Origin of the sequence: Rhodanobacter ginsengisoli, from assembly GCF_042657065.1 — a bacterium.
GTDB lineage: Bacteria > Pseudomonadota > Gammaproteobacteria > Xanthomonadales > Rhodanobacteraceae > Rhodanobacter > Rhodanobacter ginsengisoli.
In genome coordinates, this window is sequence record NZ_JBHSNF010000001.1 from 1078925 (window position 1) to 1105414 (window position 26490).

Below are 26490 nucleotides of genomic sequence, written 5' to 3' on the forward strand. Positions count from 1 at the left end.
GCAAAGGCTTCGTGCCGGGGTGCGACGCCATGCCGCCCGCATGGCAGGGTGGCAAGCGGTTGCCCGCTCGACTGGGTAGTCCATGGCGCTGCTTGCCGCGGGTCGGCCATGGCCGCGCGTCGTGGCCTGGCTGTCCTGGCGGAATTCGTGGGGCATTTGTCATTTCGGCTGAAAAGCGTCCATGCAACAGTTGCCCGGATCCCACGATTTCGGAGCACCTTCATGAAAGCCTTCAGCCTGATTGCACTGCTGGCGATGTTGCCAGCCTTGAATGCCCTGGCGGCCACGCCCGGGAAGCTGACCCCGGCCAGGAACGGCATGATCAAGGTGGCCGTGGTGCTGAGCGAGCGCGCGACGGTGATCGACTTTGCCGGACCCTGGGAAGTGTTCCAGGACACCATGCTGGACGACGGTCAAGGCAACGACATCATGCCGTTCGAGCTGTATACCGTGGCGCCGACCAGGGAGCCGCTGCACACCACCGGCAGCAACCACCCGGGCATGACGATCACGCCGGACTACAGCTTTGCCGACGCGCCGGTTCCGGACATCGTGGTGGTCGGTGCGCAGTCGGGCGGCCCGGGGCTGAGTGCGTGGCTGCAGAAAATCCATGCCGGGCACAAGCTGATCATGTCGGTCTGCACGGGTGCGTTCAAACTGGGCGAGGCCGGCTTGTTGAAAGGCAAGCAGGCCACCACGCACCACTGGTACTTCGGCGACTTCGCGCGCAAGTTTCCCGACGTGAAGCTGGTGCGCGAGGTGCGCTATGTCGAGGCCGATCCGATCACCTTCAGCGCGGGCGGGCTGACCTCGGGGGTGGATCTGTCGCTGCATATCGTGGCCGATTATTTCGGCCAGGCGGTGGCGCAGAAGACCGCGAACTACATGGAGTACCAGGGCGCCGGCTGGAAATCCAATCACGGCATTTCCGAAATGACCACGTCAGTCAAGCGCCAGGACTGGTCGGGCAAGCTGTCGCCCGACAGCACGGTGGTGGTGCACCTGGTGACCCGCGGCGCCAGCAACACGATCACCACGGACTTCCCGGCGCAAGGTGTTGCCGGCGTTCCCACCACGGCGCAACAGGCGGATGGCAAGCTGAGCGTTTCGTTCGCCATTCCCGGTCATCCGGCCACGTTCACCGGGCAGATGGACGCGGGCGGCAACGGCGCGACCGGCAACTTCGTGCAGGACGGCAAATCGACGTCACTGACCCTCGTCAAGGCCGCCGGCACGAGCCAGTGAAGTCCTGACTGCCGCGCAGTCGCGCCGATTCAGCCGGCGCTGCTGCGGAATCGCTCGCGGTAGTCGCTGGGCGATACGCCCAGCTCCGCGACAAACACCCGGCGCATGGTTTCATCCGCGCCAAAACCGCAGCGCCGGGCGACCCCGGAGACCGGCAGATCGGTTTCCTCGAGTTTCCGTCGGGCCGCTTCGAGCCGGGCGCGCGAGACGTATTGCGCCGGCGTGATGCCCACGCTGGCACCGAAGCGCCGGGCGAAATTGCGCTCGCTCATGGCGGCCATCTCCGCCAGCCGGGGTACGCTCAGCTGCTGGTCCAGATGATCGAGTATCCACAGCTGCAGTTCGCGCAGCTTGTCGTCCTCGCTGAACTGCGCGGCCAGCTGCGCGCTGAACTGGGACTGGCCGCCGGGACGCTTGAGAAACATCACCAGTTCCTGGGCCACCGCCAGCGCGGTGGGCTGGCCCCAGTCGCTTTCCACCATGGCCAGCGCCATGTCCATGCCGGCAGTCACGCCGCCGGAGGTGTAGAGGTTGCCGTCGCGGACATAGATGGCATCCGGTTGCACGCTGATCGAGTCGTCGATCCGGCGCAGCTTGTCGGTGTAGTCCCAGTGCGTGGTGGCGGACCGCCCGCTCAGCAGGCCGGCGCCCGCCAGGATCAACGCGCCGCTGCAGACCGAGCCCAGACGGGTGACGCGCGGCGCCATGCGGCGGATCCAGCGCAATACCGTCTGATCCTGCATGACGCGGTAGCAGCCGATGCCGCCGGCGATCAGCAGCGTGTCGGCGCGGGTGACTTCGCGGTAGCTGCGCTCGGCGATCATGCGGATGCCGGATGACAGCACGAAGGCTCCGGGCTCCGGCGCCACCAGTTCGATCGTGTAGGCCGGCTGCCGGCTGATGTGCTTGTCCTGCAGCCAGCGCGCGGTGCGGCCGAAGACCTCCAGGGGTCCGGTGATATCGAGTATCTGTGCGTCGGGGTAGCCGAGCATGATGACCCGATGCGGCGTGCGGGCCGGTGGATGCAAGAGCGGTTCGGCAGGGCGTTGGCGGGTCATCGTCGGTGCATCGGCTGCGGCGGGATCGCCGAAAAATCACTATCCCACAAATTCCGCCACGGGCGGACCGGTCCCATGCCGTCGCCCGACCGCGCCCGCGGCAACCGGTGGCTTCCGGCTGGCGTTAAACTTGGACTTTTGCCGCGGATTTCCGATGCCTTACACCCCGATCGTCGCCACCCTGGGCTATGTGTTGTCGCCGGATCGCCAGCAGGTGCTGATGATCCACCGCAACGCGCGCGCGGACGACCAGCATCTGGGCAAGTACAACGGGCTGGGCGGCAAGATGGAGCCGGGCGAGGACATCGCCGCGTGCATGCAGCGGGAGATCCTGGAGGAGGCCGGCATCACCTGCGAGTCGATGCAGTTGCGCGGCACGCTGAACTGGCCCGGCTTCGGCAAGCAGGGCGAGGACTGGCTCGGCTTCATCTTCGTGATCGACCGCTACGCGGGCACGCCGCTGACCAGCAACGCCGAAGGCACCCTGGAATGGGTGGCGCTGGACCAGCTGATGACCTTGCCGATGTGGGAAGGCGATCGCCATTTCCTGCCGCTGGTGTTCGACACCGATCCGCGCCCGTTCCATGGCGTGATGCCGTACAGGGACGGTCGCATGCAATCGTGGAGCTATACGCGGCTGTAGGGATTCCGATCCGCAGTGGTACCTACGGCACGTCGGTCAGCCATCTGGCGCTGGAGAACTTGTCCTGCGCCAGCACCTCGGCGCGAGCCAGCTCGTCAGGCCGCAGGCTGTCGTCGCCGAGGCCATGCAGATGACGGAAGTGGGCGATCATCCGCTCGATCACCGCGGCGCGGGGCAGGCCGGTCTGGCTGCGCAGCGGATCGACCCGCTTGGCCGCGCTGGCGGTGCCCTTGTCGGACAGTTTTTCGCGACCGATGCGGAGTACTTCCAGCATCTTCGTGGTGTCGATGTCGTAGGCCATCGTCACGTGATGCAGCACCGCGCCGCCGCGATGCGCCTGGGCGGCACCGGCAATCTTGCCGCCTTCGGAGGTGATGTCGTTGAGCGGCTGGTACCACGCCTTGATGCCCAGTTCGCCCAGTGCCCCGATCACCCAGGCGTCGAGGAAGGCATAGGCCTCCTGGAACGACAGGCCACTGACCAGCGACTGCGGTGCATAGATCGAGTAGGTGATGGTGTTGCCCGGTTCGATGAACATGGCGCCGCCGCCGCTGACCCGCCGCACGATCTCGATGCCGTGGCGCCGCGCCGCGTCGGCGTCGACCTCGTTGCGCAGCGACTGGAAGCGACCGATCACCACCGCCGGCGCGGCCCACTCCCAGATACGCAGGGTCGGCGCGCGATGGCCGGCGCCGACCTCGTGGATCAGCAAGTCGTCCAGTGCCATGTGCAGCGACGGCGACTGCGGCGCGGCATGGATCAGCTGCCAGTCGTGGTCGCGCCAGTCAGTGCGAATCACGCGGGGGATCCCAGTGCACGGCGCGACGCACGGTCACCGCGATGGCCTCCGGCGAGATGCCATACATCATCACGTCGGCGGGCAGCGCCTCGCGTACGGCCAGGGCCAGTCGTGCCTCGTCGGCATGTTCCGACTGTCCCTCCAGCGCGGCGTTGATGCGCTGCAGCGCGCTGTCGGGCTCGAGGAAGAAATCGCCGCTCAGCCGCACGCCGGCCAGTAGGCCGTTCTGCACATCGAGGTCGATCACGATCAATTTTCCGGCGGGCATCTTGTATTCGCCGTGCATCGGTTGTCCCCCTGGGCGTCGCCGTCGGTCAGTGGCCGCGACCGCGACCATGGAAATCACTCTCGCCGACCCGGATCGAAAAACTGACCCCGCCGCTGGGGTCGTCGCAACTGCCGTAGCGTTTGGTCACGTTGACTTCCCCGGCGTTGAAGGTGCCGGTGCCGATGTGGCTGCCGCTCATCACGCCGGTGCTGACCGCGCCGTGCACCTGCGGCTGATTGTAGGTGGAATCATCGCAATCGGTGGCGCGGGCGACCGCGCCGGTGTTGCCCATCCTGCCGCTGGTATCGCCGTAGTAGACCCCCGGCGGGTTGGCTGCGGGTTTCGCGCTGCTGGCGCTGGAAGCGGGCAGGTCGCTGGGTGGCATGGCGTCGCCGGCTGGCAACTTGAGGTTGAGGGGCTGGCTCGCGGCCTGTGCCCAGACCGAGCCGACCAGCAGACTTCCCGAGATGACGCCGATTAGCCGTTTCATGTTCAGAACTCCGCAGATATGACGTGCCAAACGCGCGATGCCGGGGTGGCGTGCACACCGGCATTTGAAAGGCCGCCCGGCCGGAAGTTCCTGGCCACCGCTCAGGCCGTGGTCTCGATCCGCTCCACCCGGCGCAGGCCGCGCGGCAGCAGGCCGCCGCGGGTGGCGCGGGTGCCGCCGTACTCGACCAGGTCGGACCACTTCAGCGTCAGCTTGCGCTGGCCGGCGTACAGGGTGACTTCGCCCTTGCCCTCGCTGACCACCGCCACGCCGGCCACGCGCTCGTCGCCGGCCACCAGTTTCGCCTTGGGTATCTCGATCAGCTTGTTGCCCTTGCCCTTGTCCAGTTCGGGCAGCTCGGCCACCGAGAACATCAGCAGGTGACCTTCCGTGGTGACCACCACGATGCGATCGCGCGCCGGGTCGGCGCTGACCTGGGGAGCCAGCACCTTCGCCTTGTCGCTGAGGCTGATGATCTGCTTGCCGGCCTTGTTGCGGCCGGTCAGCGACTCGAAGCGGGTGACGAAGCCGTAGCCGAAATCCGTGGCCAGGACCAGTCGGGTGTCGTTGTCCCCGGCGATCAGCGCATCGAAGCTGGCGCCGGTGCCGGGGCTGAAGCGGCCGGTCAGCGGCTCGCCGTTGCCGCGGGCCGAAGGCAGCGTGTGGGCGGGGGTCGAATAGCTGCGGCCGGTGGAGTCGATGAACGCCACCTGCTGGGTGGTGCGTGCCTTCACCGCCGCGAGCAGGCTGTCGCCCTCGCGATAGTTGAGGCCGTCGGCGTCGATGTCATGGCCCTTGGCGGCACGCGCCCAGCCTTTCTGGCTCAGCACCACGGTGACCGGCTCGCTGGCGACCAGGGCGCTCTCGTCCAGCGCCTGCGCCACTTCGCGTTCGATCAGCGGCGAGCGGCGATCGTCGCCGAATTTCTCGGCGTCGGCGCGCAGTTCGTCCTTGATCAGGCTCTTCAGCTTGGCCGGCGATTTCAGCAGCACGTTGATGCGGGCACGCTCCTCTTCCAGCTGGTCGGCTTCGCCGGTGATCTTCATCTCTTCCAGCCGCGCCAGCTGGCGCAGGCGGGTTTCGAGGATGTAGTCGGTCTGCTCCTCGCTGAGCTTGAAGCGGGCCATCAGCACGGACTTCGGCTCGTCCTCCGTGCGGACGATGCGGATCACCTCGTCGAGGTTCAGGTACGCGATGCGCAGGCCCTCGAGCAGGTGCAGGCGGCGCTCGACCTTGGCCAGGCGATGCTCGAGGCGGCGGGTGACCGTACTGGTGCGGAACGCCAGCCATTCGCCGAGGATGCGCTTGAGATCCTTCACCTGGGGGCGGCCGTCCAGGCCGATCATGTTGAGATTGACGCGGAAGCTCTTTTCCAGATCCGTGGTGGCGAACAGGTGCTGCATGGTCTCGTCGGCATCGACGCGACTGGAGCGCGGCACGATCACCAGCCGGATCGGGTTCTCGTGGTCGGACTCGTCGCGCAGGTCCTCGATCATCGGCAGCTTCTTGGCGCGCATCTGCGCGGCGATCTGCTCGAGGATCTTCGACGGGCTGACCTGGTGCGGCAGCGCGGTGATCACGATGTTGCCTTCCTCGCGCTGGTACACCGCGCGGGCACGCACCGAACCGCCGCCGCTCTGGTACATCGCCAGCAGGTCGGCGCGCGGGGTGATGATCTCCGCCGCGGTCGGGTAGTCGGGGCCGCGCACGTGCTCGCACAGGTCGGCGACGGTGGCGTCGGGGTCGTCCAGCAGGCGGATGCAGGCGCTGGCCAGCTCGCGCAGGTTGTGCGGCGGGATGTCGGTGGCCATGCCCACCGCGATGCCCATCGAGCCGTTCAGCAGCACGTGCGGCACGCGCGCGGGCAGCCAGCTCGGTTCGTCCATGGTGCCGTCGAAGTTCGGCACCCAGTCCACCGTGCCCTGGCCCAGTTCGCCCAGCAGCGCCTCGGCGATCGGGCTGAGCTTGCTCTCGGTGTAGCGCATCGCCGCGAAGCTCTTGGGGTCGTCCGGCGAGCCGAAGTTGCCCTGGCCGTCGACCAGCGGATAGCGGTACGAGAACGGCTGCGCCATCAGCACCATCGCCTCGTAGCACGAGCTGTCGCCGTGCGGATGGAACTTGCCGATCACGTCGCCGATGGTGCGCGCCGATTTCTTCGGCTTGGCCGTGGCGGCCAGGCCCAGCTCGCTCATCGCGTAGATGATGCGCCGCTGCACCGGCTTCAGCCCGTCGCCCACGAATGGCAGGGCACGGTCCAGCACCACGTACATGGAATAGTCGAGATAGGCCCGCTCGGCGTATTCCTTCAGCGGGATCTGTTCGTAATTGGCTTGCAGGTTCATGCGGTTACATCTGGAAAGTGGCGCGCGGCGCGCGGATAGCCGGTCGATGGTGCCAGAACGTGCGGGCTCGGGACAGCTTGCGGAATCGCAATTCGTGCCTGGCGGCGGTTTCCGGCCGGGCCGGGGATGCGCTGGTCGGCGGTCACGGGCCGGTGCGGCCGCTGGCAGGCAAGGGCGGCGCCCGCAGCGGCACCGGAGTGGACTGCACGATGGACGTGGTGGTCTGGCCGTAGCGCAGGAAGCGGTCGAGGATCAGGTCCAGATGCTCCAGCGCATCCAGATGCACCTTGAGGATGAAGCAGTCCTCGCCGGTCACGCGATGGCATTCCGCGACCTGCGGCATCTTCTGCGCCAGTTCGGCAATTTTCTGCAGTTGGCCGGGTATCGGGCGCACCCGCACATAGGCGGTGATCGGCCAGCCCAGTGCCTTCGGGTCCAGTTCAAGCCGATAGCCGCGGATGACCCCGGTTTCCTCCAGCCGGTTGAGGCGTTCTTTCACCGCCGGTGCCGACATGCCGATCTGGCTGGCGAGTCGCGTGACGGGCTGACGCGGATCCTCCTGCAGTGCCTGCAGCAGGGCGATATTGCGTGGATCGGAGAGCAGATTTGAAATCTGAGACATATCGTTCACCTGGCTTGCAAAAGATCGATAACTTTCCGCCATGACCTTGGACTTTGTATGGATGTTGCACCGGATATTCGCAAAATAGAAAGCATGGATAGCCAGCCTGCAAGCCCTTCCGATCGACTGCCGCCCGCGTCGTATTTCCTGGTCAGCGCGATCTTCCACTACCTCGGCCCGGCGTTCGCCGTGTTGCTGTTCGCCCGCGTCGAACCGCTCGGTGTCGCCTGGTTGCGGATCGCCAGCGCCGCGCTGATCTTCGTCGCGTGGCGGCGGCCATGGCGCCACTTCCTCCAGCAGGGCGCGGCAGCCCGCTGGAACATCCTGGCGCTGGGCCTCGTGCTCGGCTGCATGAACGCGTGCTTCTACCTGGCGATCGATCGCCTGCCGCTGGCGACGGTCGGCGCGATCGAGTTCCTCGGGCCGATCGCGCTGGCGCTGGCCGGCCTGCGGAATCAGCGCAACACCGTGGCGCTGGCACTGGTGATCGCCGGCGTGTGGTATCTGACCCATCTGCGCCTCGCCGGCACGCCGCTCGGTTTCGCGTTCGCGTTCGCCAACTGCGCGCTGTTCACGCTGTACATCGTGCTTGGCCATCGGGCCGCGGCCGACGGCAGTGGCACGGGCATCGATCGATTGGCCGCGGCGATGCCGGTGGCGCTGGTGGTCGCCACGCTGATCGGCTTCCGGCCGGCCCTGCCGGCGCTGGCCGATCCCCGCCTGCTCGCTGCCGGCATCGGCGTTGGCGTGACTTCGTCGGTCATACCGTACGTATGCGACCAACTGGCGATGGCACGGCTGCCGCGGGCCACGTTCGCCCTGCTGCTGGCCTTGTTGCCGGCCACGGCGTGCCTGATCGGTGTCGTCGTGCTGCATCAGCTGCCCACGCGACTGGAGACGATCGGCATCGCGCTGGTGGCCGCCGGCATCGCGATCCACCGCGAGGCCGGGCCGATGCGGCAGGGCCGTTCACGCATCACGACAACGAGGTGATTCCGATGGACTACGTCCGACTTGGCAAATCCGGTCTCAGGGTCTCGCGCATCTGCCTGGGTTGCATGAGCTATGAAGTGACGCCGGGCGAGCGACCCTGGCACCTGGACGAGGAGCACAGCCGGCCGTTCATCCGGCGGGCGCTCGAGCTGGGCATCAACTATTTCGATACCGCCAACATGTATTCGGGCGGGGACAGCGAACGCGTGCTGGGGCGGGCCCTGCGCGACTTCGCCCGGCGCGAGGAAGTCGTCATCGCGACCAAGGTGTTCTATCCGATGCGCGCCGATGCGAACGGTGGCGGCCTGTCGCGCAAGGCGATCATGACCGAGATCGACGCCAGCCTGCGCCGGCTCGGCACCGATCATGTCGACCTCTACCAGATTCATCGCTGGGACCGGCACACGCCGATCGAGGAAACGCTGGAGGCACTGCACGACGTGGTCAAGGCCGGCAAGGCGCGCTACCTCGGTGCCTCGTCGATGATGGCATGGCAGTTCGCCAAGGCGCTATACACCGCCGATCGGCATGGCTGGACGCGCTTCGTCGCGATGCAGCCGCACTACAACCTGCTGTACCGCGAGGAGGAACGCGAGATGCTCGCCCTGTGCGCGGCGGAGGGCATCGGCGTGGTGCCGTGGAGCCCGCTGGCGCGTGGTCGGCTGGCGCGACCGTGGCAGGACGCGCCCAGTACCGTGCGCGGCACCTCCGATCCGTGGGGCGACGGGGTGTATGCCGCGAGCCAGGAGGCGGATCGGCGGGTGCTGGAGCGGGTCGGCGAAGTGTCCGCGCGGCTCGGTGTGACGCGCGCGCAGACCGCGCTGGCGTGGCTGCTGCAGCGGTCGCCGGTGACGGCGCCGATCATCGGCGCCACCCGGCTTCACCATCTGGAGGAAGCGGTCGGCGCCGTGGCGATTCGCCTGCCGCCGGACGAGATCGAGGCGCTCGAGGCCCGGTACGTTCCGCACGCCGTCGCCGGCATCGCCGTGCCCGGGGTAGACGACTGATCGGGCCGGGTGGTCACGGGGTGCGTTCGACCGCCACGCCCAGCCGTTCGAGTTGCGCCTGCACGCTGTCCGGTCCGGCCAGATGGGCGGCGCCGACGGCGATGAAGACGGTGCCGGGCTGCTGCAGCATGGCGGCGATCTTCCCGGCCCAGGTCTGGTTGCGCTGCACCAGCAGGCGCTTGTACAGCGCGGGCTCCTTCTGCCGCATGTCCTCGTCTTCAATCCGGGCGATCCCGGCGGTATCGCCGGTCTTCCAGGCGTCGACCAGTTCGGTGAGCTCGGTCGGTGCCTTGCCGGCTTCACGCACGGCCGAACGCAGGAAGGCCAGTTGCACCGGCTGCGACATGTCGGCCAGAAAGTGGATCTGCTGCTCTGCCGTTTCCAGTCCGACGACCGGCTTGCCGGCCCCGAGCATCTGCGCCGTCAGCTGCTTGTCCACGCCGTGCTGCGGATCCAGTCCCGCCTTGAGCAGCGGCGCCGTTGCCAGGGTCAGCGCGGCCAGCCATGGCCGCATCATGCCGAGCGTCTGCATGCCGCCCGGCACGCCGGCCAGATCGGCCGCCGTCTTCAGCCGGCGCAACTCCGACGGGTCGAGCAGGTCGGTGAGCGGATGCGCCGCGTCCAGTCCGTAGCGCATCACCAGCGCGGCCATGTTGGCCTGGTCGTCGTCGGTCAGCTCGATGTACAGCGTGCGGCTGTCCGACAGCGCGTGGTCCAGCGCCGGGTAGTGCCACGCGGTGTCGTTCGGCAGCAGGTGCACGGTCCCGAACAGGTAGATCGTGGTGTCGGCGTCCCTGACCACCCACAGCGCGGGTTTCGCCAGGGCCGGAAGGCTGGCGAGCAGCAGGACGAGGCAGATCAGCAGGCGTGCGTGCAGGGTGGGTTTCATGCCGCCAGTGTCACGGCAAGCGACGACCGAATTCAATCCCGGTTCGATGATGATGCGGTCGGGGCCACGGCGGCTTCGGCGTCATGAGCGCGTCGTGCGGACCGGCGTGGAGCCTGCGCACCATGTCGGCGTCCCGATTCCCGCGGCGGGCGCGCAGGCCGTCAGCGCGGCACGCGATAGCCGCCGGGGACGCCGCGCGGGCTCAGGGTGATCTGCCACAGCTGGTCGCGGCGACTGCGGAACACCGCGGCGGAAACGGCCAGGTAGTAACGCCACATGCGCCGGAAGCGCTCGTCGTAGCGGGTCGACAGGGCCGGCCAGGCGGCATCGATGTTGGCCTGCCACGCGGTCAGCGTGCGATCGTAGTCCGCGCCGAAGTTGTGCCAGTCCTCGACCACGAACAGGTCCTCCAGCGCGGCGGCGACCTGGCTGGCGGCGGGGATCATCGAGTTCGGGAAGATGTACTTCTCGATCCACGCGTCGGTCTGTGCCGGCGCGCTGTTGCTGCCGATCGTATGCAGCAGCGAGAGCCCGTCGTCCTTCAGGCAGCGGCGCACGGTCTCGAAATAGGTGCGGTAGTTCTTGCCGCCCACGTGCTCGAACATGCCGATCGAATAGACCGCGTCGAAGTGATCGCTGATGTCGCGGTAATCCTGCAGGCGGATCTCGATCGGCAGGCCGGCGCACAGCTCGCGTGCGTAGTCGGCCTGCTCCTGCGACACGGTGATGCCGACGCCCTCGATGCCGTAGCGCTCGGCTGCGTATTTCAGCGCCTCGCCCCAGCCGCAGCCGATGTCCAGCACGCGCTGGCCGGTCTTCAGCTGCAACTTGCGGCAAACCAGGTCGAGCTTGGCCGCCTGGGCATCGTCTAGGTTGTCGGCCCTGGCCCAGTAGCCGCAGGAATACACCAGCCGACGCCCCAGCATCGCCTGGAACAGGTCATTGCCGAGATCGTAATGGACCTTGCCGATCTCGAACGCGCGCTCGCCGCGCTGCAGGTTGATGAAGCGGGCCTTGAGATGGGCGAGCAGGGTGTCCAGGGTCTTCAGTTCCTGATCCAGTCCCGCGGTAAGCAGTCGCGTGCACAGGCCGGGCAGGTCGTCGGCGTCCCACCACCCATCCATGTAGGCTTCGCCCAGACCGAGCGAGCCATGGGCGAACACCCGGGCATACAGGCGTTCGTCGTGCACACGCAGGTCGATCGACGAGTCGCCATCGATGCGGATGCCGGCCTGTTCCAGCAGCTCGCTGGCGCGATTCTTCAGATCGTCCTGACTCATGCCTTGCCTCGCATTGGAAGGGGAGGGGAGAGAATGCCGCCGGTACGGCCTAGCTCTTGCCGAGCACGGCGAAGCTGGTCGGCGAACGCGCATACACGACGTCCACCCCGGCGTCGCGAACTACCTGCAGCAGTTGCTCGGCCTGTTCCTCGCGCAGCAGGAACTCGACCTTGACGGCAAGGTCGTCGGTCAGCTCGAAGAACTGTTCCTCGTGCAATACGCCATGGCGTCCGAAGCAGGCGATCGCGCGGAACGCCGAGCCGCCGCCGATGCCGTGGTGGCGGGCCTGGGTCAGCAGCCATTCGGACAGCAGCATGCCGTCGTGCCTGGCGCGCAGGTGGCAGTAGAAATACAGATGTACGCCTTGCTGCAGCGTCTCCTGGTTCATGCGCTTCTCCGGATCAGTGGCGCAGCACGTTGCGGGTAAGAGCGAGGCCCACGATGGTCATCGCCAGCGAACCGGTGACGTGGACCAGCACGTGCCCGCTGAACCACAGGTACTGCTGGCGCAACAGCAGCGTGGTGGCCTCGGCCGAGAACGTGGAGAACGTGGTCAGGCCACCCAGGAAGCCGGTCATGACGAACAGCCTCAGTTCCGGCGAAAGCGCCTGGAAATGGCTGAACAGGCCGAGCGCGCAGCCCATCAGCAATCCGCCGGTAAGGTTGGCGGCCAGCGTGCCCAGCGGCAGGGTGGGAAACAACGGGTTGAGCAGGAAACCCAATCCCCAGCGCAGCCAGCATCCGACGGCTCCGCCAAGCCCTATTGCAACGAATCCGGTATAGCCCACGAGCACGTCTCCTGACAGAACTGAGGTGTCCGGTTGCCGCGGCGGCAGCCACGCCTGCGCCGCCGGAAGCCGGTGGTGCAGGCATCATCAACCTCGTCGCGATGGCACGTGAGGTGGTTTGTTCCAGGCGCTCGGAGGTATCCCGGAGCAGGAGGCATGCCATCTCCCGTGCGGCCATCCTAGTCGATCTGCCTGCCTTGCCGTCAAGCCGGGGCCTTATACTGCATGGCCTTGTCGCACTGATCCCGGACGCCATGAACCCAACCCATCGCACCGTGCGGCGCAGCCTGCCCTGGCTGCTGGCCGCGCTGTCGATGATCGGCCCGTTCTCGATCGACGCGGTGTTTCCGTCGTTCCCGCTGATCGGCACGCACTTCGGCGTGGATGCGGCCGCGCTGCAGCAGCTGATCAGCGTGTACCTGGTCACCTACGCGGCGATGAGCCTGTTTCACGGCGCGATCTCCGATGCGATCGGACGCAAGCCGGTGATCATCACCGGCATGCTGGTGTACGCGCTGGCTTCGGCGGGTGCGGCATCGTCGACCTCGTTCGCCATGCTGCTGGCGTGCCGCGGCCTGCAGGGCATGTGCGCGGGAGCGGGTCTGGTGGTCGGGCGTGCGTTGATCCGCGACAGCCTGCAGGGTGCCGCCGCACAACAGATGATGTCGCGGGTGATGATGATTTTCGGGGTGGCCCCGGTGATCGCTCCGATGGTCGGCGCACAGTTGCTGGCGCTGAGCGGCTGGCACGGCATCTTCTGGGTGCTGACCGGATTCACCGCGCTGTTGTCGCTGGCCTTGCTGTTGCTGCTGGACGAGACGCATCCGCCGGAGCGCCGCACCCGGTTCGCGCCACGGCACCTGCTGGCGAGCTACGCCTCGTTCCACCGCGATCGCGTGTTCTGGCCGCTGCTGATTTCCAGCTCGGTCAACTTTGCCGGGCTGTTTCTCTACATCGCCTCGGCTCCGCGCATCGTGCGCGGGCTGTTGCACCTGTCGGCACAGGGGTTTCCCTGGCTGTTCGTCCCGGTGGTGACCGGCCTGGTCGGCGGCGCGTGGCTGTCCGGCCGGATGGCCGGGCACGCCAGCGTGCGTTTCACCCTGAACCTGGGTTATGCCGCGCTGTTGCTGGCCTGCGCCGCGCACCTCGCGCTGGCGTGGGCGTTCCCGCAGCCCAGCCTGCCATGGTCGATGCTGCCGCTGATCCTGCACGGCATCGGGGTGCAACTGGCGTTTCCGACCTTGACGCTGTTGCTGCTGGATCGCTTTCCGAACCAGCGCGGCGGGATTTCGTCGGTGCAGGCCTTCGCCAGCCTGTTGCTGTGCAGTGTGGTGGCCGGCGTGCTGTCGCCGCTGCTGTCCGCCAGCATGATGCATCTGGCACTGGGTGCCTCGGCGCTGACCCTGGTCGGCACGGCGGCGTGGTGGCGTTACTGCAGCATCACCCGGCGCCCGCTGGAGCAGTCGCTGGCGAATCAGGATGCCGGGGTGGTGATGCAGACCGAGATCGTCGAGCCGCGCTGACGCCTGGAGCAAGGCGCGTCATGCGGGTGGCGATGGCCGGGCAGGGTGGTTCGTCGAGTCCGGCACGACGGCATCCACCGACATCAGGACGGTCGCCCGGGCGAGCGCCCTGACCAGCGAGGGCGAACGGTAGCCGGCGTCGGCGAGCCAGCGATGCCAGACCGAGTCGTCCACTTTTTCGTTGACGCCGTTGCCCAGCATGCGATCGAACGGCGGCTTGAATTCCTTGTAGATGCCGCCCATGAATTCCGCGTACGAATTGCGCGGCACGCCGGTGCAGGCGTCGCTGGCGGGAACCAGCAGTTCCGTGCAGGCCAGCCCTGCGGCGACGGCCTTGCGCTGCAACCATGCCAGCGGCAGGTCGGGCAGTGGATCGGGGCGGCGCCCCGCGCCGTCGCGCGCGTTGCCGCCGCCGACATCGGCATGCGAACCGATGAACCAGCGCTGCTCGATCTCGATCTGCTCGAGCTTCTTCGAGGTGAGCGTCTCGCCGGGCTTCAGCGTGTAGGGATTTCGCGTCCATACCGTCGGGGCGAAGTCGGGGCGATGTTCGTCCAGCGCCAGTGCCTGATAGGCGTACTTGACGATCTTGCTGAGTTCGGTGTCGTGGAATTGGTAGTGCGAGCGGGCGTAGGGAAACCACGAGGCGGTATCCGGAATGCCGAGCGAGCCGACCGTGTCCCATACGCCGATGAAGTGGATCTCGACCTCGATCGAATGGCCGGCGCGGAAAGCCACGGCGGCCGGATCATCCGGTTTGCTGGCGACGTCGCGGTAGAAATCGTAGGCATGCGAGATGTCGGCCCCCGGGACGCTGCCGTCGGCGTGGCGCCGGAGCAGACCGCACTTGCGGATCAGGCCGCCTAGGCTGCGCGCGGTGTAGGCGCCGCGGCTGAAGCCGAACAGGTAGAGCTCGTCGCCGGGCTGCCATGTCTCGCACAGCCAGCGATAGCCGTCGAGCACGTTGCCGGACAGGCCGTAGCCGAACGCGCCGCCGAGCAGATGGGCCAGGCCCCGCGACACGCCGACGCCGGGGATGTAGTTGACGAGCTGCCCGGTGCCGGCGGGGTCGCGCGGCGCGATCCACCGGCGCAGGCGTTCCACGTTGGTGTTCGACTCGGGCTTGTTCCAGGTGCCGTCGAACAGCAGCACAAGCCTTCGGGTGGCCATGGTGCGCTCCAGCGCGATGCGGTCGGGATCGCCTCGAGCCGACTTTAGGTCGGGCCGGACCGCGAGGCCAGTGCTTCAGGTCCGGTTGCGGGCCGCCTCGACGGGCTTGCCGGCTTGCCGCATTTCGCCGGACAAGTGGTGACGGCATCGGCTCGTGAGCGGTCGGCCATGCCGGGCGGGTCGTTGGGCCCCCGGTCCACCCGGAATTGACGGGCGCTTGACCGGGCACGATGGAAGGTACGCGTGCGGTTGCCATGCCGACCGGCCCACCATCTGTCCGAAGGAGCCATGCCATGCCGTACAAGACCATCAGCGAGCTGCCGGATGCCGTGCGCGCTCACCTGCCCGAACACGCGCAGGAAATTTACCGGGGCGCATTCAACGGCGCATGGGATGCGTATGCGGACAGGGACGATCGGCGCGGCGATGAGTCGCGCGAGGAGGCTGCGCACAAGGTCGCCTGGGCCGCAGTGAAGAAGAAGTACCGCAAGGGCGACGACGGCAACTGGCACGCGAGTTAGCCGACGCCCGATCAGGGCGTGGCCGGAATCAGCCCGCGCGCCTGCAGAAATTCCCTGGCCTCGCCGGCGTCCCGCTCGAACCACGCCCGCGTCGAGCCGAGCCGGAACGAATAGCCCCAGGCATCCATGTCCGTCATCAGCCGCTCGCGTCCCACCCCGGGCAGCTGATCGGCCAGCACGATCTGCAGATAGCAGGTTGCATCCTCCTCCTCGATCGAGTCGGTGGCGTCGGTATGCACGCGCAGGCGCCGTTCCGCCGGCAGCACGATCAGATGCCCTGCCTCGTGCAGCAGCGAATGCACCGGGGTGTCGTCGCGCGCGTAGACGGTGTTGCCGATGATGCCGGCCTCCTCGTCGCCCCAGAAGCTGCCGGGTATGGCTTCACCCGCAGGGACACGCTGCAACTGCAGGTCAAAGCGGGCGAGCAGGGCGGCGGGCGCGTCGAATCCGATCTGGCCGACCCGCATGACGGTGGCGGCGAGGTCGCTGGACTCGGAATGGGGGGCGGTGGGGGAAGGCATGGGCTTGCGCACGGTGCGCACAGGTCGGTGAGGCGGGAGAACGGGGCCGGGCGACACCTGCTCGCCCGGCCGATCATGCGGCGACAACGGTGCGGGAACGCTCAGCCGGTCTTGGCCTCGTCCTTGGCCGCCTGCTTGCCATCCGGCAGGGTGACCGAGAGCTCGAGAATCTCATGGCCGCTGTCGCGCTCGAAGTTGATGTTGATCGCATCGAGATCGACGTGGACATACTTCTTGATCACTTCGAGCAACTCGTTGCGCATCATCGGCAGGTAGTCCGGCGCGCCGCGGCTGGAACGCTCCTGCGCCACGATGATGCGCAGGCGTTCCCGTGCCACCGTGGCGGTGGCTTCCGGCTTGCGCTTCAGGAAATCAAGAATACCCATCGTGATCAACCTCCGAAGACGCGCTGGAGAAAGCCCTTCCTGGGCACGTCGATGAAGCGCAACGGGCGTTCTTCACCGAGGATGCGAGCCACCGTGTCGCTGTAGGCCTGACCGGCGTGTGAATTGACATCGACGATCACCGGGATGCCGTTGTTGGAGGCGGTCAGCACGTTTTCCGACTCGGGGATCACGCCGACCACCTCGATGCCGAGGATTTCCTCGACATCCTTGACGCTGAGCATTTCGCCGATGGCGACACGGGCAGGGTTGTAGCGGGTCAGCAGCAGGTGCTGGGTGACCGGACCCTCGCCGCGCTCGGCGCGCCGGGTCTTGCTGGCGAGCAGGCCCAGGATGCGATCGGAGTCGCGCACCGAGGAGACCTCGGGGTTGACCACCACGACCGCGTGGTCGGCGAAGTACATCGCCAGATGGGCGCCTTTCTCGATGCCGGCCGGCGAGTCGCACACGACGTAGTCGAAACCGTCCTCGGACAGGCCGTCGAGCACCTTCTCGACGCCCTCCTGGGTCAAGGCGTCCTTGTCGCGGGTCTGGCTGGCGGCCAGCACGAACAGGTTGTCGTGGCGCTTGTCCTTGATCAGCGACTGCTTCAGCGTGGCTTCGCCGTGCACGACGTTGATGAAGTCATACACCACGCGCCGCTCGCAACCCATGATCAGGTCCAGGTTGCGCAGGCCGACGTCGAAGTCGATCACCGCGACTTTCTTGCCGGCCATGGCCAGGCCGGTGGCGAGCGAGGCGCTGGTCGTCGTCTTGCCGACGCCGCCTTTGCCGGAAGTGACAACGATAATCTCAGCAGTCAAGGGCCCATCTCCGCATGATTGTTCTTGTTGTAGGTAATCACAGCTTGGCGATCAACAGTTTTTCGCCTTCCAGCCAGCATTGCACGGACTGGCCTTCGAGGTCGTCAGGAATCTGTTCGAAAACACGATATTGCCCGGCGATCGCCACCAGTTCCGCGCGGAAGTCGGAGACGAAGATGCGCGCCTTGGCGTCGCCCTGGGCGCCGGCCATGGCACGGCCGCGCAGGCCGCCGTAAATGTGGATGTTGCCATCGGCAATCACTTCGGCACCGTTGGCCACGGCCCCGGTGACGATCAGGTCGCGGTCGCGTGCATAGATCTGCTGGCCCGAGCGCACCGAGCCGACATGGTGCTGGGCCCCCTGCATGCTGCCGGGTGCCGGGGCCGAGAGGATCGGCTCGGGCTGCGGGGCAGCGGGCTCTGCGCGTGGTGTGGGTGCGTCGGCTGCCGGACCGCCAGCGGCAGGTTCGTATGCGGCGCGGAACTTGGCGATAAGCGGCAGGCCCATGCGCTTGGCCAGCGCCTCGGTCTCGCTGGTGCCGTAGGCCAGGCCTACCGGCAGCATCCCGGCGCTGCGCACCGCCTCGAGCAAGGCATCGACGGCACCATCATCGGGCAGGTCGAGCAGGTGGCTCAGGTCCAGCACCACCGCGGCACGGGCAAACATCTGTGGCGCCGCACGCACGCGGCGCTCGAGTTCGTCACAAAGTGCGGCTGCATCGACCCGGCGCACCCGGACGCAGGCAATGCCGACCTGGCCGAAGCGCAGGTCGCAGGCGTCGTTGGTATCCATTTTTGCGTTCACGGATGCCGCTCTCCGGCGAGGCGGCGCTGGTTGGGATCATTCGCGACGGCGCGCTCGCGCTCGGCCAGCCACGGCACGTCCGGCAGGCCGCCGTGCTCGAGCCAGGTGTCGCGAACATAGGCGTAGCTCGGCAGGTCCTTGGCCAGCAGACTGACCTGCGGGCCGTCCGTCCCCATCTGTTGCTGATCGACTTCCTGGAACCCGTAGGTGCCGTGAAACAGCACGACCACGTCGTTGCGTGGTTCCAGGAACACCTCGCAGGTCAGCAGCGGCACGCGGACTTCGGCGTAGCTGTGCACGTCGCAATAGAAAATGCGGCCGAGGCCATGACGGCGATAGGCATTCGCGATCACGATGCGGTCGATGTAGACGAACTCCGGGTAGTGCTGCGCGAACCAGCGGTAGTTGGGGCTTTCGTAGTCCCCCCCTTCACGCAGGGCGATCAGGAATCCGGCGAGATGACCGTCGATTTCGGCCACGCGGAAATAGTCGGCGTGCTCGAAGAAGTAGCGCAACCGGCTGGCGTCGAGGGCGAGGATGGAGCGGCCGGCGGCGTTGTTGAGCGCCAGCACGGCATCCAGGTCGTGCTCGCGCACGTCGCGGATGGCAAGGGCCATTCGTTGCTCCGCAATGGTGGATACAGGGACAAGGCCGACGGATCGACCTCGCACGATGGCGCATTATGCCATGCGACCGTGGTCCGTACATCCGGCGACGACACTTGTAAAGGCTTTGTAAAGCAACCTTCCGCAGGCCCCGTGCAGGCAGGGCATGACTTCTCGCGCATTGCGCGAAACCGCCGTACGGCCAATGATGCGCGACATGCGCTGGTCATTCTTCAACCACATCCGCCTGCTTCGCTACGCGGGCTTCTTCACCTACCTGTCGGTGGGCACGCCGCTGATCACGAATTGGGCCACCGAACGGCTCAATCAGCTGCAACGGCCGAATTTCTCGCTGCTGTTGTGGACGCTGTGCTACCTGGTCTTCGGCCTGATGTACTGGATGCTGACCAGCAATCTCGGTTCGCGCCGTTACCCGATCCTGAAATTGCTGGGGCTGGCGCTGATGACCGCAGCGGCGGTGGCGGTCGGCTGGTACAGCCACAGCGGACTGTCGGCGATGCTGATGGTGGTCGCTTCGCTGGTGCTGCCATGGCTGCTGCCGTTCTGGCTCGCCGCCTTCTGGCTGGTGCTGCAGCATCTGAGTCTGGTCGCGATCTTTGCCACGTTCCCCGAATACGACCACAGCGTGGCGCTGGGCTTCCTGCAGGCCAGCATCTATCTGGGCATCTCGGTGCTGGTGTTCGTGACCTCGACGGTGGCCAGCCAGCAAGCCGAGCAGCGTGAGGCGCAGCGCCGATTGAACTCCGAGCTACGTGCCACCCGCGCACTACTGGCCGAGTCCAGCCGGATCGCCGAGCGCATGCGCATCGCGCGCGACCTGCACGACCTGATCGGCCATCATCTGACTGCACTGAGCCTGAATCTGGAAGTCGCCAGCCATCTCACCAACGAGTCCGCCGCTGCCCATGTGCGCAAGGCGCAGAGCACGGCCAGGCTGCTGCTGGCGGACGTGCGCGAGGTGGTCAGCGAATTGCGCCAGGACGATGCGATCGACCTGACCCAGGCCCTGCGCAGCCTCACCGACGGGGTTCCCGGACTGAACGTGCATGTGGTGATGCCGCCGCGTTTCAGCGTGGAGGATCCGCGTCGGGCGCAGGTGCTGCTGCGCTGTGCGCAGGAAATCATCACCAATACCGCCAAGCACGCCGGCGCGCGCAACCTGTGGCTGAATTTCGCCTACGCCGACGCCAGCCTGCTGGGCCTGCATGCACGGGACGATGGCCGTGGCGCCGATCAGATCCAGCCGGGCAACGGTCTGTCCGGCATGCGCGAGCGGCTGGCCGAATTCGGCGGCAGTGTCACGCTGGACACCGGCCTGAGCCGCGGCTTTGCGCTGACGGTCAGGCTGCCGCTGGGCGAACACACCGCGCTGGCCCATGCACCCTCGCGATTTGAACCGCCGGCCCTGAATGTGTCGTAATGTGGGCGGCCGGATCCGGTGTGTAAAAATGCGTCGTCGTGGGGAACGACGCATGATGTCCGTTTCCCTTTTGGCGCTCCCTGAGTCATGTTTGCCCGAGGATTCGCGATGATTTCCGTTTGTCTTGTCGACGACCAGAATCTGGTGCGGCAGGGAGTTCGCTCGCTGCTGGACCTGGCCGAAGATATTCGCGTGGTGGCCGAGTGCGCCGATGGCGCGCAGGCCGTGGTGGACATCCCGCGGATCAAGCCCGACGTGGTGTTGCTGGACCTGCGCATGCCGAACATGAGCGGACTGGAAGTGCTGCAGGCGTTGTCCGCGCGCAACGAGTTGCCGCCCACCATCATCCTCACCACCTTCGACGACGATCAGCTGGTGCTGCAGGGGCTCAAGGCCGGCGCGCGCGGCTATCTGCTGAAGGACGTCTCGCTGGAGCAACTGGTCGAGGCGGTGCGTACGGTGGCGGCCGGCGGCTCGCTGGTGGCGCCGATGGTGACGCAGCGCCTGATGGCAGGTGTGGCGCGGATGCAGAACCACTTCACCAGCCTGGAGCAGCCCGATCCGCTGACGGAGCGCGAGACCGAGATCCTGCGGCTGCTGTCCGGTGGCTACAGCAACAAGGAAATTGCCAACTCGCTGAAAGTCGCCGAGGGCACGGTGAAGAACCACGTCTCCAACATCCTGTCGAAACTGGGTGTGCGCGACCGCACCCGTGCCGTATTGAAGGCATTGGAGATGGGGATCGTGTGATCCCGGCCGACCCGCGGGAATCCATCCGCTATCGCGATATTCGGTAGCCTGGGGCGGGCCGTTTCCGGCTCTACCGACCCACCGGCTTCAGCCGATGGCGTTCCAGCCCGCGAGCAAGTAACATCCGTAGCTTCGGCATTTGCCGACCCCCTGTCATGCCCTCCGGGCAGGCTCTTGCGGCGATTGGGGCGACATCTTTAGGTAGGCGTAAAGACGCTTCGGAGAACTCTGGAATGATGCGTGTCTTTGAATTTCTTGTTGCCCTGGTCATCGTTGTGGCGCTCGGTGTCCTGGCGGCCGTCGTCATGCCCGGCAGCGGTCATGTGGAGCGTCAGCTGGATATCGGCAAGGACATGCGCCAGGTCTATGACATGGTGGACAACTTCCGCCGGTTTCCGGATTACTCGGTGCTGCGTGCGCTGGATCCCTCGGTGCAGTTCACGTTTTCCGGCAAGGCCTACGGCCCGGGTGCCGAGATCAGCTGGGTCGGTTCCGACCCCAAGCTCGGCAACGGCGGCCTGACCATCGCCAGCGCCACTCCGGAATTCGACAAGATCGACAGCAACACCAAGGATGCCAGCATCGTCTGGAACCTGGACAACGGCTGGCGCGGCCTGGACAAGCATTTCACGCTCGATCTGGAGCGCAAGGGCAGCCGCGGGCAGCTGACCCAGGTGACCTGGTCGTATGACGTGGCCTATGGCTGGAACCTGGTCAACCGCTTCGCCAACCTGTACATCCACGGCGATCCCGATACGTTCATCCAGTCCAGCCTGAACAACCTGCAGAACGTGCTGGCCGGTGTACCGAACATCGACTACAGCCAGCTGGTTCCGTACATCGAACAGACGCAGCCGACCCCGATCCTGCTGGTGTCGACCTCGATCGCCCGCAAGGAGGGCCTGGAAGGCCTGGATGACGCCGTCAGCAAGGCGATCACCGAGATCCAGGCTGCCGCCAAGAAGCTTGGCGTCAACGTGACCGGTCCGCGGATCCTGATCACCACCAACTACGGTGACCAGACGTACAGCTTCGATGTGGCCCTGCCGATCGATTCCAGTACGCTGACCGTCAATGGCCAGAGCGAGCAGCTGACCGCGGCAACCCCGCCTTCGCTGGACACCGCTGCGCCGGCTGAAGCCAGCAGCTCGGCGAAGGCTGCCAGCACGGGTGCAAGCCTTGCCGCAGGCAGCCGTGATCGCTACGGTCGTCTGGTGGTGGACGGCGACGTGCGCGCCACGCTGGCGTTTGGCGGTGCGGCGCTGAAGGGTGTCTGGAACGGCACGTTCGCCGGCGTGCCGCAGACCCGCGACATGCTCAAGGCCTACTCCCAGACCCACGGCTACAAGTTCGATGACGTGGTCAATCGGGCCTACGACATCGAGGTGAAGCCCGAGGTGAAGGATGCCGGCGGCAACATCACGACCTACGCGAAGTACGACGTCTACCTGCCGATCACCGATGCGCCGGCACAGACCCCCGAGCAGGAGGCTGGTATCCAGCCACCGACGCTGGAAGAGGCGGGCCCAGCCGAGTCCTCATCGGCACCGGCACCGGCCAGCAGCGCAGCACCCGCCCCGGGTGCCAGCGCCGCCGAATAAACCGATCGCGGTTGCGGCAGATCGAAAGGCCCTTCCTCCAAGGAAGGGCCTTTTCTTTTGCAGTCCCGGCGGTTCACGCACGTCGGCGACATCGGCCGAAACCGAACTTTGCCGGTGTCTTGCGGTACATTGCAGGGCGATCTGTACCGCCGCGCCACCCATTGCCTGTGCTCGCCGAGCCATCCCCACTGCCCATCACCGGACATGATCGAAACCGACCAGCTCACCCGATGCTATGGCAACCTGACCGCGGTGGACGCGCTGAGCATCCGTGTCGAACCGGGCCAGGTACTCGGTCTGCTGGGGCCGAACGGCGCCGGCAAATCCACCGCGATGCGCATGATCGCGGGATTCCTGCTGCCGACCTCGGGCACGGCGCGGGTCTGTGGCCATGATGTCAGCCGCGAGCCGCTGAAGGCCAAACGCGCACTGGGCTACCTGCCGGAGGGCGCGCCGAGCTACGGCGAGATGACGGTGCGCGAGTTTCTGCAGTTCATCGTGCGGATGCGCGGATTCAAGCCGGACGTCGGCTATCGGCGCTTCGATGCGGTGGTGCAGCAGCTGCAACTGGAAGACGTGCTGGACGTGTGCATCGACACGCTGTCGAAGGGCTTGCGCCGACGGGTCGGTCTGGCCCAGGCGATCCTGCATGATCCGCCGGTGCTGATGCTGGACGAGCCGACCGACGGCCTCGATCCGAACCAGAAGCACGCGGTGCGTCAGCTGATCGACGTGATGGCGCGCGACCGCACCATCCTGATCTCCACTCACCTGCTGGAAGAGGTGCACGCACTGTGCAACCGCGTGGTGATCATCGCCCGCGGCAAGTTGCTGGCCGATGCCACCCCGGCGGAGCTGGAGGCGCGTTCGCGTTACCACGGGGCGGTATCGTTCAGTGCGCCGGGCAGCGGCATGTCGCAGGAGATGCTGGGGCGGCTGCCGCAGGTGGCCTCGATCGAGGTCGATCCGCTGGATGGCCGCATCACGGTGTTTCCAAGGCCTGGCGAGCGGATCCTCGAGCCGGTCGAAACCCTGTTGCGCAAGCAGGGTCTGGAGGTTTCCGAAATCCAGCTCGAACGGGGCCGGCTGGACGAGGTTTTCCGCCAGATCACCACCGGGCCCGGCAGCGCGGAACATGTCGCCGGGGAGCGCGCATGAACCCGGTCAATGCGGTGATGCGGCGCGAATTGCGCAGCTATTTTGTGACCCCGGTGGCCTATGTCTTCCTGGTGATCTTCCTGGTGCTGGCCGGCATCCTCACTTTCTACGCAGGCGATTTCTACGAGCGCGGGCAGGCCGACCTGCAGCCGTTTTTCGTGATGCAGCCGTGGCTGTACCTGATCCTGGTGCCGGCGATCACGATGCGCATGTGGGCCGAGGAGACCAAGGGCGGCACGCTGGAGTTGCTGCTGACCCTGCCGCTGACCCTGTGGCAGGCGATGCTGGGCAAGTTCCTGGCGGCGTGGCTGTTCATCGGGCTGGCGCTGGTGCTGACCCTGCCGATCTGGATCACCGTCAACTATCTGGGCTCGCCGGACAATGGCGTGATCCTGGCCGGTTACCTGGGCAGCTGGTTGATGGCCGGCACCTTCATCGCCATCGGCGCCTGCCTTTCCGCACTGACCCGCAGCCAGGTGGTGGCGTTCATCCTGACCGCCCTGGTATGCGTGCTGCTGATCCTGGTCGGACAGCCGCAGGTGCTGGACTTCTTCCAGGGCACCTTGCCGCGCAAGCTGATCAACGCGGTGGCCCACCTGTCCATGTTGCGGCATTTCGAGGCAATCGCGCGGGGCGTGCTGGACCTGCGCGACCTGGTGTACTTCCTGCTCAGCATGGTCGGCTGGCTGCTGGCCGGCGTGCTGTTGCTCGACCTCAAGCGGATACGCTGACGACATGCCGCGCCTGCGTCTGCCTCCCGTCTTTCACACGCCGCTGCATCTCAGCCGGCGCGCCGTGCTGTATGGCGCGCTGATCCTGCTGGTGCTGGTCTTCGTGCCGTTGATCGTGGCCAGCAGCCGCTGGCTGCATGCCTCACGGATCGATCTGACCACCGACCGGTTGTACACGCTGACGCCGGGCACGCTGCACATCGTGGACACGCTGCAGCGGCCGCTGCGGCTGACTCTGTATTTCTCCGAGCACGCCACCCGCGATCTGCCGAAGCTGCGCAGCTACGAGCAACGCGTGCGCGAGATGCTGCAGGAAATGGTGGCCCGCTCGCATGGCCACATCCGCCTGCAGGTCATCGATCCGGTGCCGTACTCCGATGACGAGGCCAGTGCCGAAGGCGCCGGCCTCACCGCGGCCAACGGCGGCAGCAATGGCGAGCGGGTGTTTTTCGGACTGGCCGGCAACGCCATGTCGGGCAATCTCGAAAGCGACAACGTCGAAGACCGCGTGCCGGAAAAGACCCTGGCGATTGCCTTTTTCGATCCGGCGCGCGAGACCTTTCTCGAATACGACATCGCCAAGCTGCTGTACGAACTGAATCAGGTGCACAAGCCGTCGATCGGGGTGATCAGCTCGCTGCCGGTGGAAGGCAATCCGGCGCTCGGCGAGCAACCGTGGGCGGTGATGCAGCAGCTCGGCCAGTTGTTCGACGTGAAGATGCTGGATCCGGCGAGCCTGCGGCACATCGACGACAAGCTGAAGGTGGTGCTGCTGATCCACCCGAAAGAGCTGTCGCCCGACGCCGAATATGCGATCGATCAGTACGTGCTGCAAGGCGGGCACCTGGCGGTGTTTGTCGATCCCGACGCGGAACTCGACAGCACGTCGGCATACGCTTCGGAGGCCGCGTTGGCCGCGGATCACGCTTCGGATCTGTCGCGGCTGTTCGCTGCCTGGGGCGTGGTCTACGACCCGCACACGGTCGTGCTGGATCGCAGCCGTGCGCTGCAGATCGAGCTGGCCGGCAGCAGCCTCAATCACCCGGCCATGCTCGACCTCGGCGAGCAGGAGATCAACCGTGACGATGCGGTCACTGCCAGCCTGCAGCGGATCAACGTGTCCACGATCGGTCACTTCGACCTGACGCAGGCGGCGCATACGCGATTGATTCCCCTGCTGCAGAGCAGTGCCGAGGCTGAGCTGGTGCCGGCCACGCGGGTGCTGGAAGCCAGTGGCGATCCGACCCGGCTGTTGCGGGACTACAAGCCCGACAACGCACATTACGTGCTGGCTGCGCGCCTGCGCGGGACGTTCGACAGCGCATTTCCCGAGCGAGCCGGGGAGCCCGGCCATCGGGCCCGTTCCGCGCCGGATGCCGAGGTGATCCTGGTGGCCGATACCGATCTGCTCAGCGACCGGTTATGGGTGGAGCCGCAGACCATGCTCGGGCAGACGATGATGCGGGTCTTCGCCAACAACGGCGATTTCATCACCAACATGGTGGACAACCTCAGCGGTTCCTCGGCCTTGCTGTCGATCCGTGGCCGCTCCACCTCGCAGCGTCCGTTCACGCGGGTACAGGCGTTGCGCAATGTCGCCGACCAGAAATTCCTGCAGAAGGAGCAGGAGCTGGAACAGGAGCTGGCCGATACCCGGCGCCGGCTGGAAGAGTTGCAGCCGGCCAAGCGCGATCACGCCGGCAGCGTCACCGCCGAGCAGCGCCGCGAGATCGAGCAGTTCCGCCAGCGTCAGCTGGAGATCAACAAGGAGCTGCGCAACGTGCAGCATCAGCTCAATGCCGAGATCGACGCGCTGGGCTTGCGCGTGAAGGTCATCAACATCGTGCTGGTGCCGTCGCTGGTGGTGCTGATCGGCCTGTTGTACGGCTGGCGTCGCAGCCGGCGCAACCGACGGCTGCGGTGAAGGCGGCAATCCGCCGCAGCCTGGCGGTGGCGCGTCGGCACACACTTCGATGACGCGCGGCATTATGCTGGGCGGTGGGCACCGGTCATATCGCCGGTGCGTACGCTGA

28 protein-coding genes and 1 riboswitch are annotated in these 26490 nt (G+C 66.5%); of the genes, 12 read left to right on the top strand and 16 right to left on the bottom strand.

The window, feature by feature from the left end; genetic code table 11:
• Window positions 1-222: 222 nt before the first annotated feature.
• Window positions 223-1245: a GlxA family transcriptional regulator gene (locus ACFPPA_RS04735; RefSeq protein WP_377317748.1), complete on the top strand. Its 1023-nt coding sequence runs from the start codon at window positions 223-225 to the stop codon at window positions 1243-1245.
• Between the two features lie 29 nt (window positions 1246-1274).
• On the opposite strand, the gene ACFPPA_RS04740 is transcribed toward ACFPPA_RS04735, so the two are convergent.
• On the bottom strand, window positions 1275-2303 hold the full coding sequence (locus ACFPPA_RS04740) for a GlxA family transcriptional regulator (RefSeq protein WP_377317750.1): 1029 nt from the start codon (window positions 2301-2303) through the stop codon (window positions 1275-1277).
• 154 nt (window positions 2304-2457) lie between these two features.
• Between ACFPPA_RS04740 and ACFPPA_RS04745 the strand changes: the two genes are divergently transcribed.
• Window positions 2458-2946 carry an NUDIX hydrolase gene (locus tag ACFPPA_RS04745; RefSeq protein ID WP_377317752.1) on the top strand — a complete coding sequence of 163 codons (489 nt, stop codon included), beginning with the start codon at window positions 2458-2460 and terminating at the stop codon, window positions 2944-2946.
• 22 nt (window positions 2947-2968) lie between these two features.
• Here ACFPPA_RS04745 and ACFPPA_RS04750 read toward each other — a convergent pair whose 3' ends face one another.
• From ACFPPA_RS04750 to ACFPPA_RS04770, 5 genes are all read right to left on the bottom strand, one after another.
• Window positions 2969-3745, bottom strand: a complete 777-nt coding sequence (locus tag ACFPPA_RS04750) for a lipoate--protein ligase family protein (RefSeq protein ID WP_377317754.1) — start codon at window positions 3743-3745, stop codon at window positions 2969-2971.
• Entirely contained in the window at window positions 3732-4031 is a 300-nt protein-coding gene (locus ACFPPA_RS04755; protein WP_377317756.1) for a biotin--protein ligase, read from the bottom strand. Before ACFPPA_RS04755 ends, ACFPPA_RS04750 begins: the two co-directional genes overlap by 14 nt.
• Window positions 4032-4059: 28 nt before the next feature.
• Entirely contained in the window at window positions 4060-4503 is a 444-nt protein-coding gene (locus ACFPPA_RS04760) for a hypothetical protein (RefSeq protein WP_377317758.1), read from the bottom strand.
• Between the two features lie 101 nt (window positions 4504-4604).
• Entirely contained in the window at window positions 4605-6845 is a 2241-nt protein-coding gene (parC, locus tag ACFPPA_RS04765; protein WP_377317760.1) for a DNA topoisomerase IV subunit A, read from the bottom strand.
• A 142-nt stretch (window positions 6846-6987) separates the two neighbouring features.
• Window positions 6988-7467: an Lrp/AsnC family transcriptional regulator gene (locus tag ACFPPA_RS04770; RefSeq protein WP_377317762.1), complete on the bottom strand. Its 480-nt coding sequence runs from the start codon at window positions 7465-7467 to the stop codon at window positions 6988-6990.
• A gap of 93 nt (window positions 7468-7560) precedes the next feature.
• Here ACFPPA_RS04770 and ACFPPA_RS04775 point away from each other — a divergent pair, with 93 nt between their 5' ends.
• Window positions 7561-8460, top strand: coding sequence for an EamA family transporter (locus ACFPPA_RS04775; RefSeq protein WP_377317764.1), 900 nt, complete (start codon window positions 7561-7563; stop codon window positions 8458-8460).
• A 5-nt stretch (window positions 8461-8465) separates the two neighbouring features.
• Window positions 8466-9467 (top strand): aldo/keto reductase, encoded by a 1002-nt coding sequence (locus tag ACFPPA_RS04780; RefSeq protein ID WP_377317766.1) that lies wholly within the window; start codon window positions 8466-8468, stop codon window positions 9465-9467.
• Window positions 9468-9480: 13 nt separating this feature from the next.
• Here ACFPPA_RS04780 and ACFPPA_RS04785 read toward each other — a convergent pair whose 3' ends face one another.
• The 4 genes from ACFPPA_RS04785 to crcB form a co-directional block, all read right to left on the bottom strand.
• A complete protein-coding gene (locus ACFPPA_RS04785) occupies window positions 9481-10356 on the bottom strand; it encodes a TraB/GumN family protein (protein ID WP_377317768.1) in 876 nt (291 codons plus the stop codon).
• A gap of 161 nt (window positions 10357-10517) precedes the next feature.
• A complete protein-coding gene (gene cfa, locus ACFPPA_RS04790) occupies window positions 10518-11636 on the bottom strand; it encodes a cyclopropane fatty acyl phospholipid synthase (protein ID WP_377317770.1) in 1119 nt (372 codons plus the stop codon).
• A 49-nt stretch (window positions 11637-11685) separates the two neighbouring features.
• Window positions 11686-12024: a DUF190 domain-containing protein gene (locus tag ACFPPA_RS04795; RefSeq protein ID WP_377317772.1), complete on the bottom strand. Its 339-nt coding sequence runs from the start codon at window positions 12022-12024 to the stop codon at window positions 11686-11688.
• A 13-nt stretch (window positions 12025-12037) separates the two neighbouring features.
• On the bottom strand, window positions 12038-12424 hold the full coding sequence (gene crcB, locus ACFPPA_RS04800) for a fluoride efflux transporter CrcB (RefSeq protein WP_377317774.1): 387 nt from the start codon (window positions 12422-12424) through the stop codon (window positions 12038-12040).
• A 71-nt stretch (window positions 12425-12495) separates the two neighbouring features.
• A riboswitch (Fluoride riboswitch) is annotated at window positions 12496-12600 on the bottom strand.
• Between the two features lie 78 nt (window positions 12601-12678).
• Here crcB and ACFPPA_RS04805 point away from each other — a divergent pair.
• Window positions 12679-13947: a multidrug effflux MFS transporter gene (locus tag ACFPPA_RS04805; protein ID WP_377317776.1), complete on the top strand. Its 1269-nt coding sequence runs from the start codon at window positions 12679-12681 to the stop codon at window positions 13945-13947.
• An 18-nt stretch (window positions 13948-13965) separates the two neighbouring features.
• Here ACFPPA_RS04805 and ACFPPA_RS04810 read toward each other — a convergent pair whose 3' ends face one another.
• Window positions 13966-15117 carry a DUF2235 domain-containing protein gene (locus tag ACFPPA_RS04810; protein ID WP_377317778.1) on the bottom strand — a complete coding sequence of 384 codons (1152 nt, stop codon included), beginning with the start codon at window positions 15115-15117 and terminating at the stop codon, window positions 13966-13968.
• Window positions 15118-15410: 293 nt separating this feature from the next.
• Between ACFPPA_RS04810 and chaB the strand changes: the two genes are divergently transcribed.
• The gene (gene chaB, locus ACFPPA_RS04815; protein WP_377317780.1) at window positions 15411-15638 is read left to right on the top strand and encodes a putative cation transport regulator ChaB; all 228 of its coding nucleotides are present in this window, start codon (window positions 15411-15413) and stop codon (window positions 15636-15638) included.
• Between the two features lie 11 nt (window positions 15639-15649).
• Here the strand turns inward: chaB and ACFPPA_RS04820 are convergent, their stop codons facing one another.
• From ACFPPA_RS04820 to ACFPPA_RS04840, 5 genes are all read right to left on the bottom strand, one after another.
• Window positions 15650-16159 carry a hypothetical protein gene (locus ACFPPA_RS04820; protein ID WP_377317782.1) on the bottom strand — a complete coding sequence of 170 codons (510 nt, stop codon included), beginning with the start codon at window positions 16157-16159 and terminating at the stop codon, window positions 15650-15652.
• 101 nt (window positions 16160-16260) lie between these two features.
• Window positions 16261-16545: a cell division topological specificity factor MinE gene (minE, locus tag ACFPPA_RS04825; RefSeq protein WP_377317784.1), complete on the bottom strand. Its 285-nt coding sequence runs from the start codon at window positions 16543-16545 to the stop codon at window positions 16261-16263.
• A 5-nt stretch (window positions 16546-16550) separates the two neighbouring features.
• Window positions 16551-17366 (bottom strand): septum site-determining protein MinD, encoded by an 816-nt coding sequence (gene minD, locus ACFPPA_RS04830; RefSeq protein WP_377317786.1) that lies wholly within the window; start codon window positions 17364-17366, stop codon window positions 16551-16553.
• A gap of 37 nt (window positions 17367-17403) precedes the next feature.
• Window positions 17404-18171, bottom strand: coding sequence for a septum site-determining protein MinC (minC, locus tag ACFPPA_RS04835; RefSeq protein ID WP_377317788.1), 768 nt, complete (start codon window positions 18169-18171; stop codon window positions 17404-17406).
• Window positions 18168-18788 carry a GNAT family N-acetyltransferase gene (locus ACFPPA_RS04840; RefSeq protein WP_377317790.1) on the bottom strand — a complete coding sequence of 207 codons (621 nt, stop codon included), beginning with the start codon at window positions 18786-18788 and terminating at the stop codon, window positions 18168-18170. The genes minC and ACFPPA_RS04840 overlap by 4 nt, the downstream gene beginning before the upstream one ends.
• A gap of 205 nt (window positions 18789-18993) precedes the next feature.
• Here ACFPPA_RS04840 and ACFPPA_RS04845 point away from each other — a divergent pair, with 205 nt between their 5' ends.
• From ACFPPA_RS04845 to ACFPPA_RS04870, 6 genes are all read left to right on the top strand, one after another.
• Window positions 18994-20217, top strand: coding sequence for a sensor histidine kinase (locus tag ACFPPA_RS04845; RefSeq protein WP_377319454.1), 1224 nt, complete (start codon window positions 18994-18996; stop codon window positions 20215-20217).
• Window positions 20218-20325: 108 nt separating this feature from the next.
• Window positions 20326-20967: a response regulator gene (locus ACFPPA_RS04850; RefSeq protein WP_377317792.1), complete on the top strand. Its 642-nt coding sequence runs from the start codon at window positions 20326-20328 to the stop codon at window positions 20965-20967.
• 233 nt (window positions 20968-21200) lie between these two features.
• Window positions 21201-22568 (top strand): SRPBCC family protein, encoded by a 1368-nt coding sequence (locus ACFPPA_RS04855; RefSeq protein ID WP_377317794.1) that lies wholly within the window; start codon window positions 21201-21203, stop codon window positions 22566-22568.
• Window positions 22569-22772: 204 nt separating this feature from the next.
• Window positions 22773-23726: an ABC transporter ATP-binding protein gene (locus ACFPPA_RS04860; RefSeq protein WP_377317796.1), complete on the top strand. Its 954-nt coding sequence runs from the start codon at window positions 22773-22775 to the stop codon at window positions 23724-23726.
• Window positions 23723-24457: an ABC transporter permease subunit gene (locus tag ACFPPA_RS04865; protein WP_377317798.1), complete on the top strand. Its 735-nt coding sequence runs from the start codon at window positions 23723-23725 to the stop codon at window positions 24455-24457. Before ACFPPA_RS04860 ends, ACFPPA_RS04865 begins: the two co-directional genes overlap by 4 nt.
• Window positions 24458-24461: 4 nt before the next feature.
• Window positions 24462-26381 (top strand): GldG family protein, encoded by a 1920-nt coding sequence (locus ACFPPA_RS04870; RefSeq protein ID WP_377317800.1) that lies wholly within the window; start codon window positions 24462-24464, stop codon window positions 26379-26381.
• Window positions 26382-26490 lie beyond the last annotated feature (109 nt).

Excerpts from the sequence above, each read along its gene's own strand:
- ACFPPA_RS04865 (WP_377317798.1), top strand. The coding sequence starts at position 23,723 with ATGAACCCGGTCAATGCGGTGATGCGGCGCGAATTGCGCAGCTATTTT.
- ACFPPA_RS04870 (WP_377317800.1), top strand. The coding sequence starts at position 24,462 with ATGCCGCGCCTGCGTCTGCCTCCCGTCTTTCACACGCCGCTGCATCTC.
- minE (WP_377317784.1), bottom strand. The coding sequence starts at position 16,545 with ATGGGTATTCTTGATTTCCTGAAGCGCAAGCCGGAAGCCACCGCCACG.
- ACFPPA_RS04735 (WP_377317748.1), top strand. The coding sequence starts at position 223 with ATGAAAGCCTTCAGCCTGATTGCACTGCTGGCGATGTTGCCAGCCTTG.
- ACFPPA_RS04810 (WP_377317778.1), bottom strand. The coding sequence starts at position 15,117 with ATGGCCACCCGAAGGCTTGTGCTGCTGTTCGACGGCACCTGGAACAAG.
- ACFPPA_RS04785 (WP_377317768.1), bottom strand. The coding sequence starts at position 10,356 with ATGAAACCCACCCTGCACGCACGCCTGCTGATCTGCCTCGTCCTGCTG.
- ACFPPA_RS04845 (WP_377319454.1), top strand. The coding sequence starts at position 18,994 with ATGCGCTGGTCATTCTTCAACCACATCCGCCTGCTTCGCTACGCGGGC.
- ACFPPA_RS04855 (WP_377317794.1), top strand. The coding sequence starts at position 21,201 with ATGATGCGTGTCTTTGAATTTCTTGTTGCCCTGGTCATCGTTGTGGCG.
- ACFPPA_RS04795 (WP_377317772.1), bottom strand. The coding sequence starts at position 12,024 with ATGAACCAGGAGACGCTGCAGCAAGGCGTACATCTGTATTTCTACTGC.
- ACFPPA_RS04820 (WP_377317782.1), bottom strand. The coding sequence starts at position 16,159 with ATGCCTTCCCCCACCGCCCCCCATTCCGAGTCCAGCGACCTCGCCGCC.
- ACFPPA_RS04840 (WP_377317790.1), bottom strand. The coding sequence starts at position 18,788 with ATGGCCCTTGCCATCCGCGACGTGCGCGAGCACGACCTGGATGCCGTG.
- ACFPPA_RS04860 (WP_377317796.1), top strand. The coding sequence starts at position 22,773 with ATGATCGAAACCGACCAGCTCACCCGATGCTATGGCAACCTGACCGCG.
- ACFPPA_RS04850 (WP_377317792.1), top strand. The coding sequence starts at position 20,326 with ATGATTTCCGTTTGTCTTGTCGACGACCAGAATCTGGTGCGGCAGGGA.
- ACFPPA_RS04770 (WP_377317762.1), bottom strand. The coding sequence starts at position 7,467 with ATGTCTCAGATTTCAAATCTGCTCTCCGATCCACGCAATATCGCCCTG.
- ACFPPA_RS04740 (WP_377317750.1), bottom strand. The coding sequence starts at position 2,303 with ATGACCCGCCAACGCCCTGCCGAACCGCTCTTGCATCCACCGGCCCGC.
- ACFPPA_RS04760 (WP_377317758.1), bottom strand. The coding sequence starts at position 4,503 with ATGAAACGGCTAATCGGCGTCATCTCGGGAAGTCTGCTGGTCGGCTCG.
- parC (WP_377317760.1), bottom strand. The coding sequence starts at position 6,845 with ATGAACCTGCAAGCCAATTACGAACAGATCCCGCTGAAGGAATACGCC.
- chaB (WP_377317780.1), top strand. The coding sequence starts at position 15,411 with ATGCCGTACAAGACCATCAGCGAGCTGCCGGATGCCGTGCGCGCTCAC.
- ACFPPA_RS04805 (WP_377317776.1), top strand. The coding sequence starts at position 12,679 with ATGAACCCAACCCATCGCACCGTGCGGCGCAGCCTGCCCTGGCTGCTG.
- ACFPPA_RS04780 (WP_377317766.1), top strand. The coding sequence starts at position 8,466 with ATGGACTACGTCCGACTTGGCAAATCCGGTCTCAGGGTCTCGCGCATC.
- cfa (WP_377317770.1), bottom strand. The coding sequence starts at position 11,636 with ATGAGTCAGGACGATCTGAAGAATCGCGCCAGCGAGCTGCTGGAACAG.
- ACFPPA_RS04745 (WP_377317752.1), top strand. The coding sequence starts at position 2,458 with ATGCCTTACACCCCGATCGTCGCCACCCTGGGCTATGTGTTGTCGCCG.
- ACFPPA_RS04755 (WP_377317756.1), bottom strand. The coding sequence starts at position 4,031 with ATGCACGGCGAATACAAGATGCCCGCCGGAAAATTGATCGTGATCGAC.
- ACFPPA_RS04775 (WP_377317764.1), top strand. The coding sequence starts at position 7,561 with ATGGATAGCCAGCCTGCAAGCCCTTCCGATCGACTGCCGCCCGCGTCG.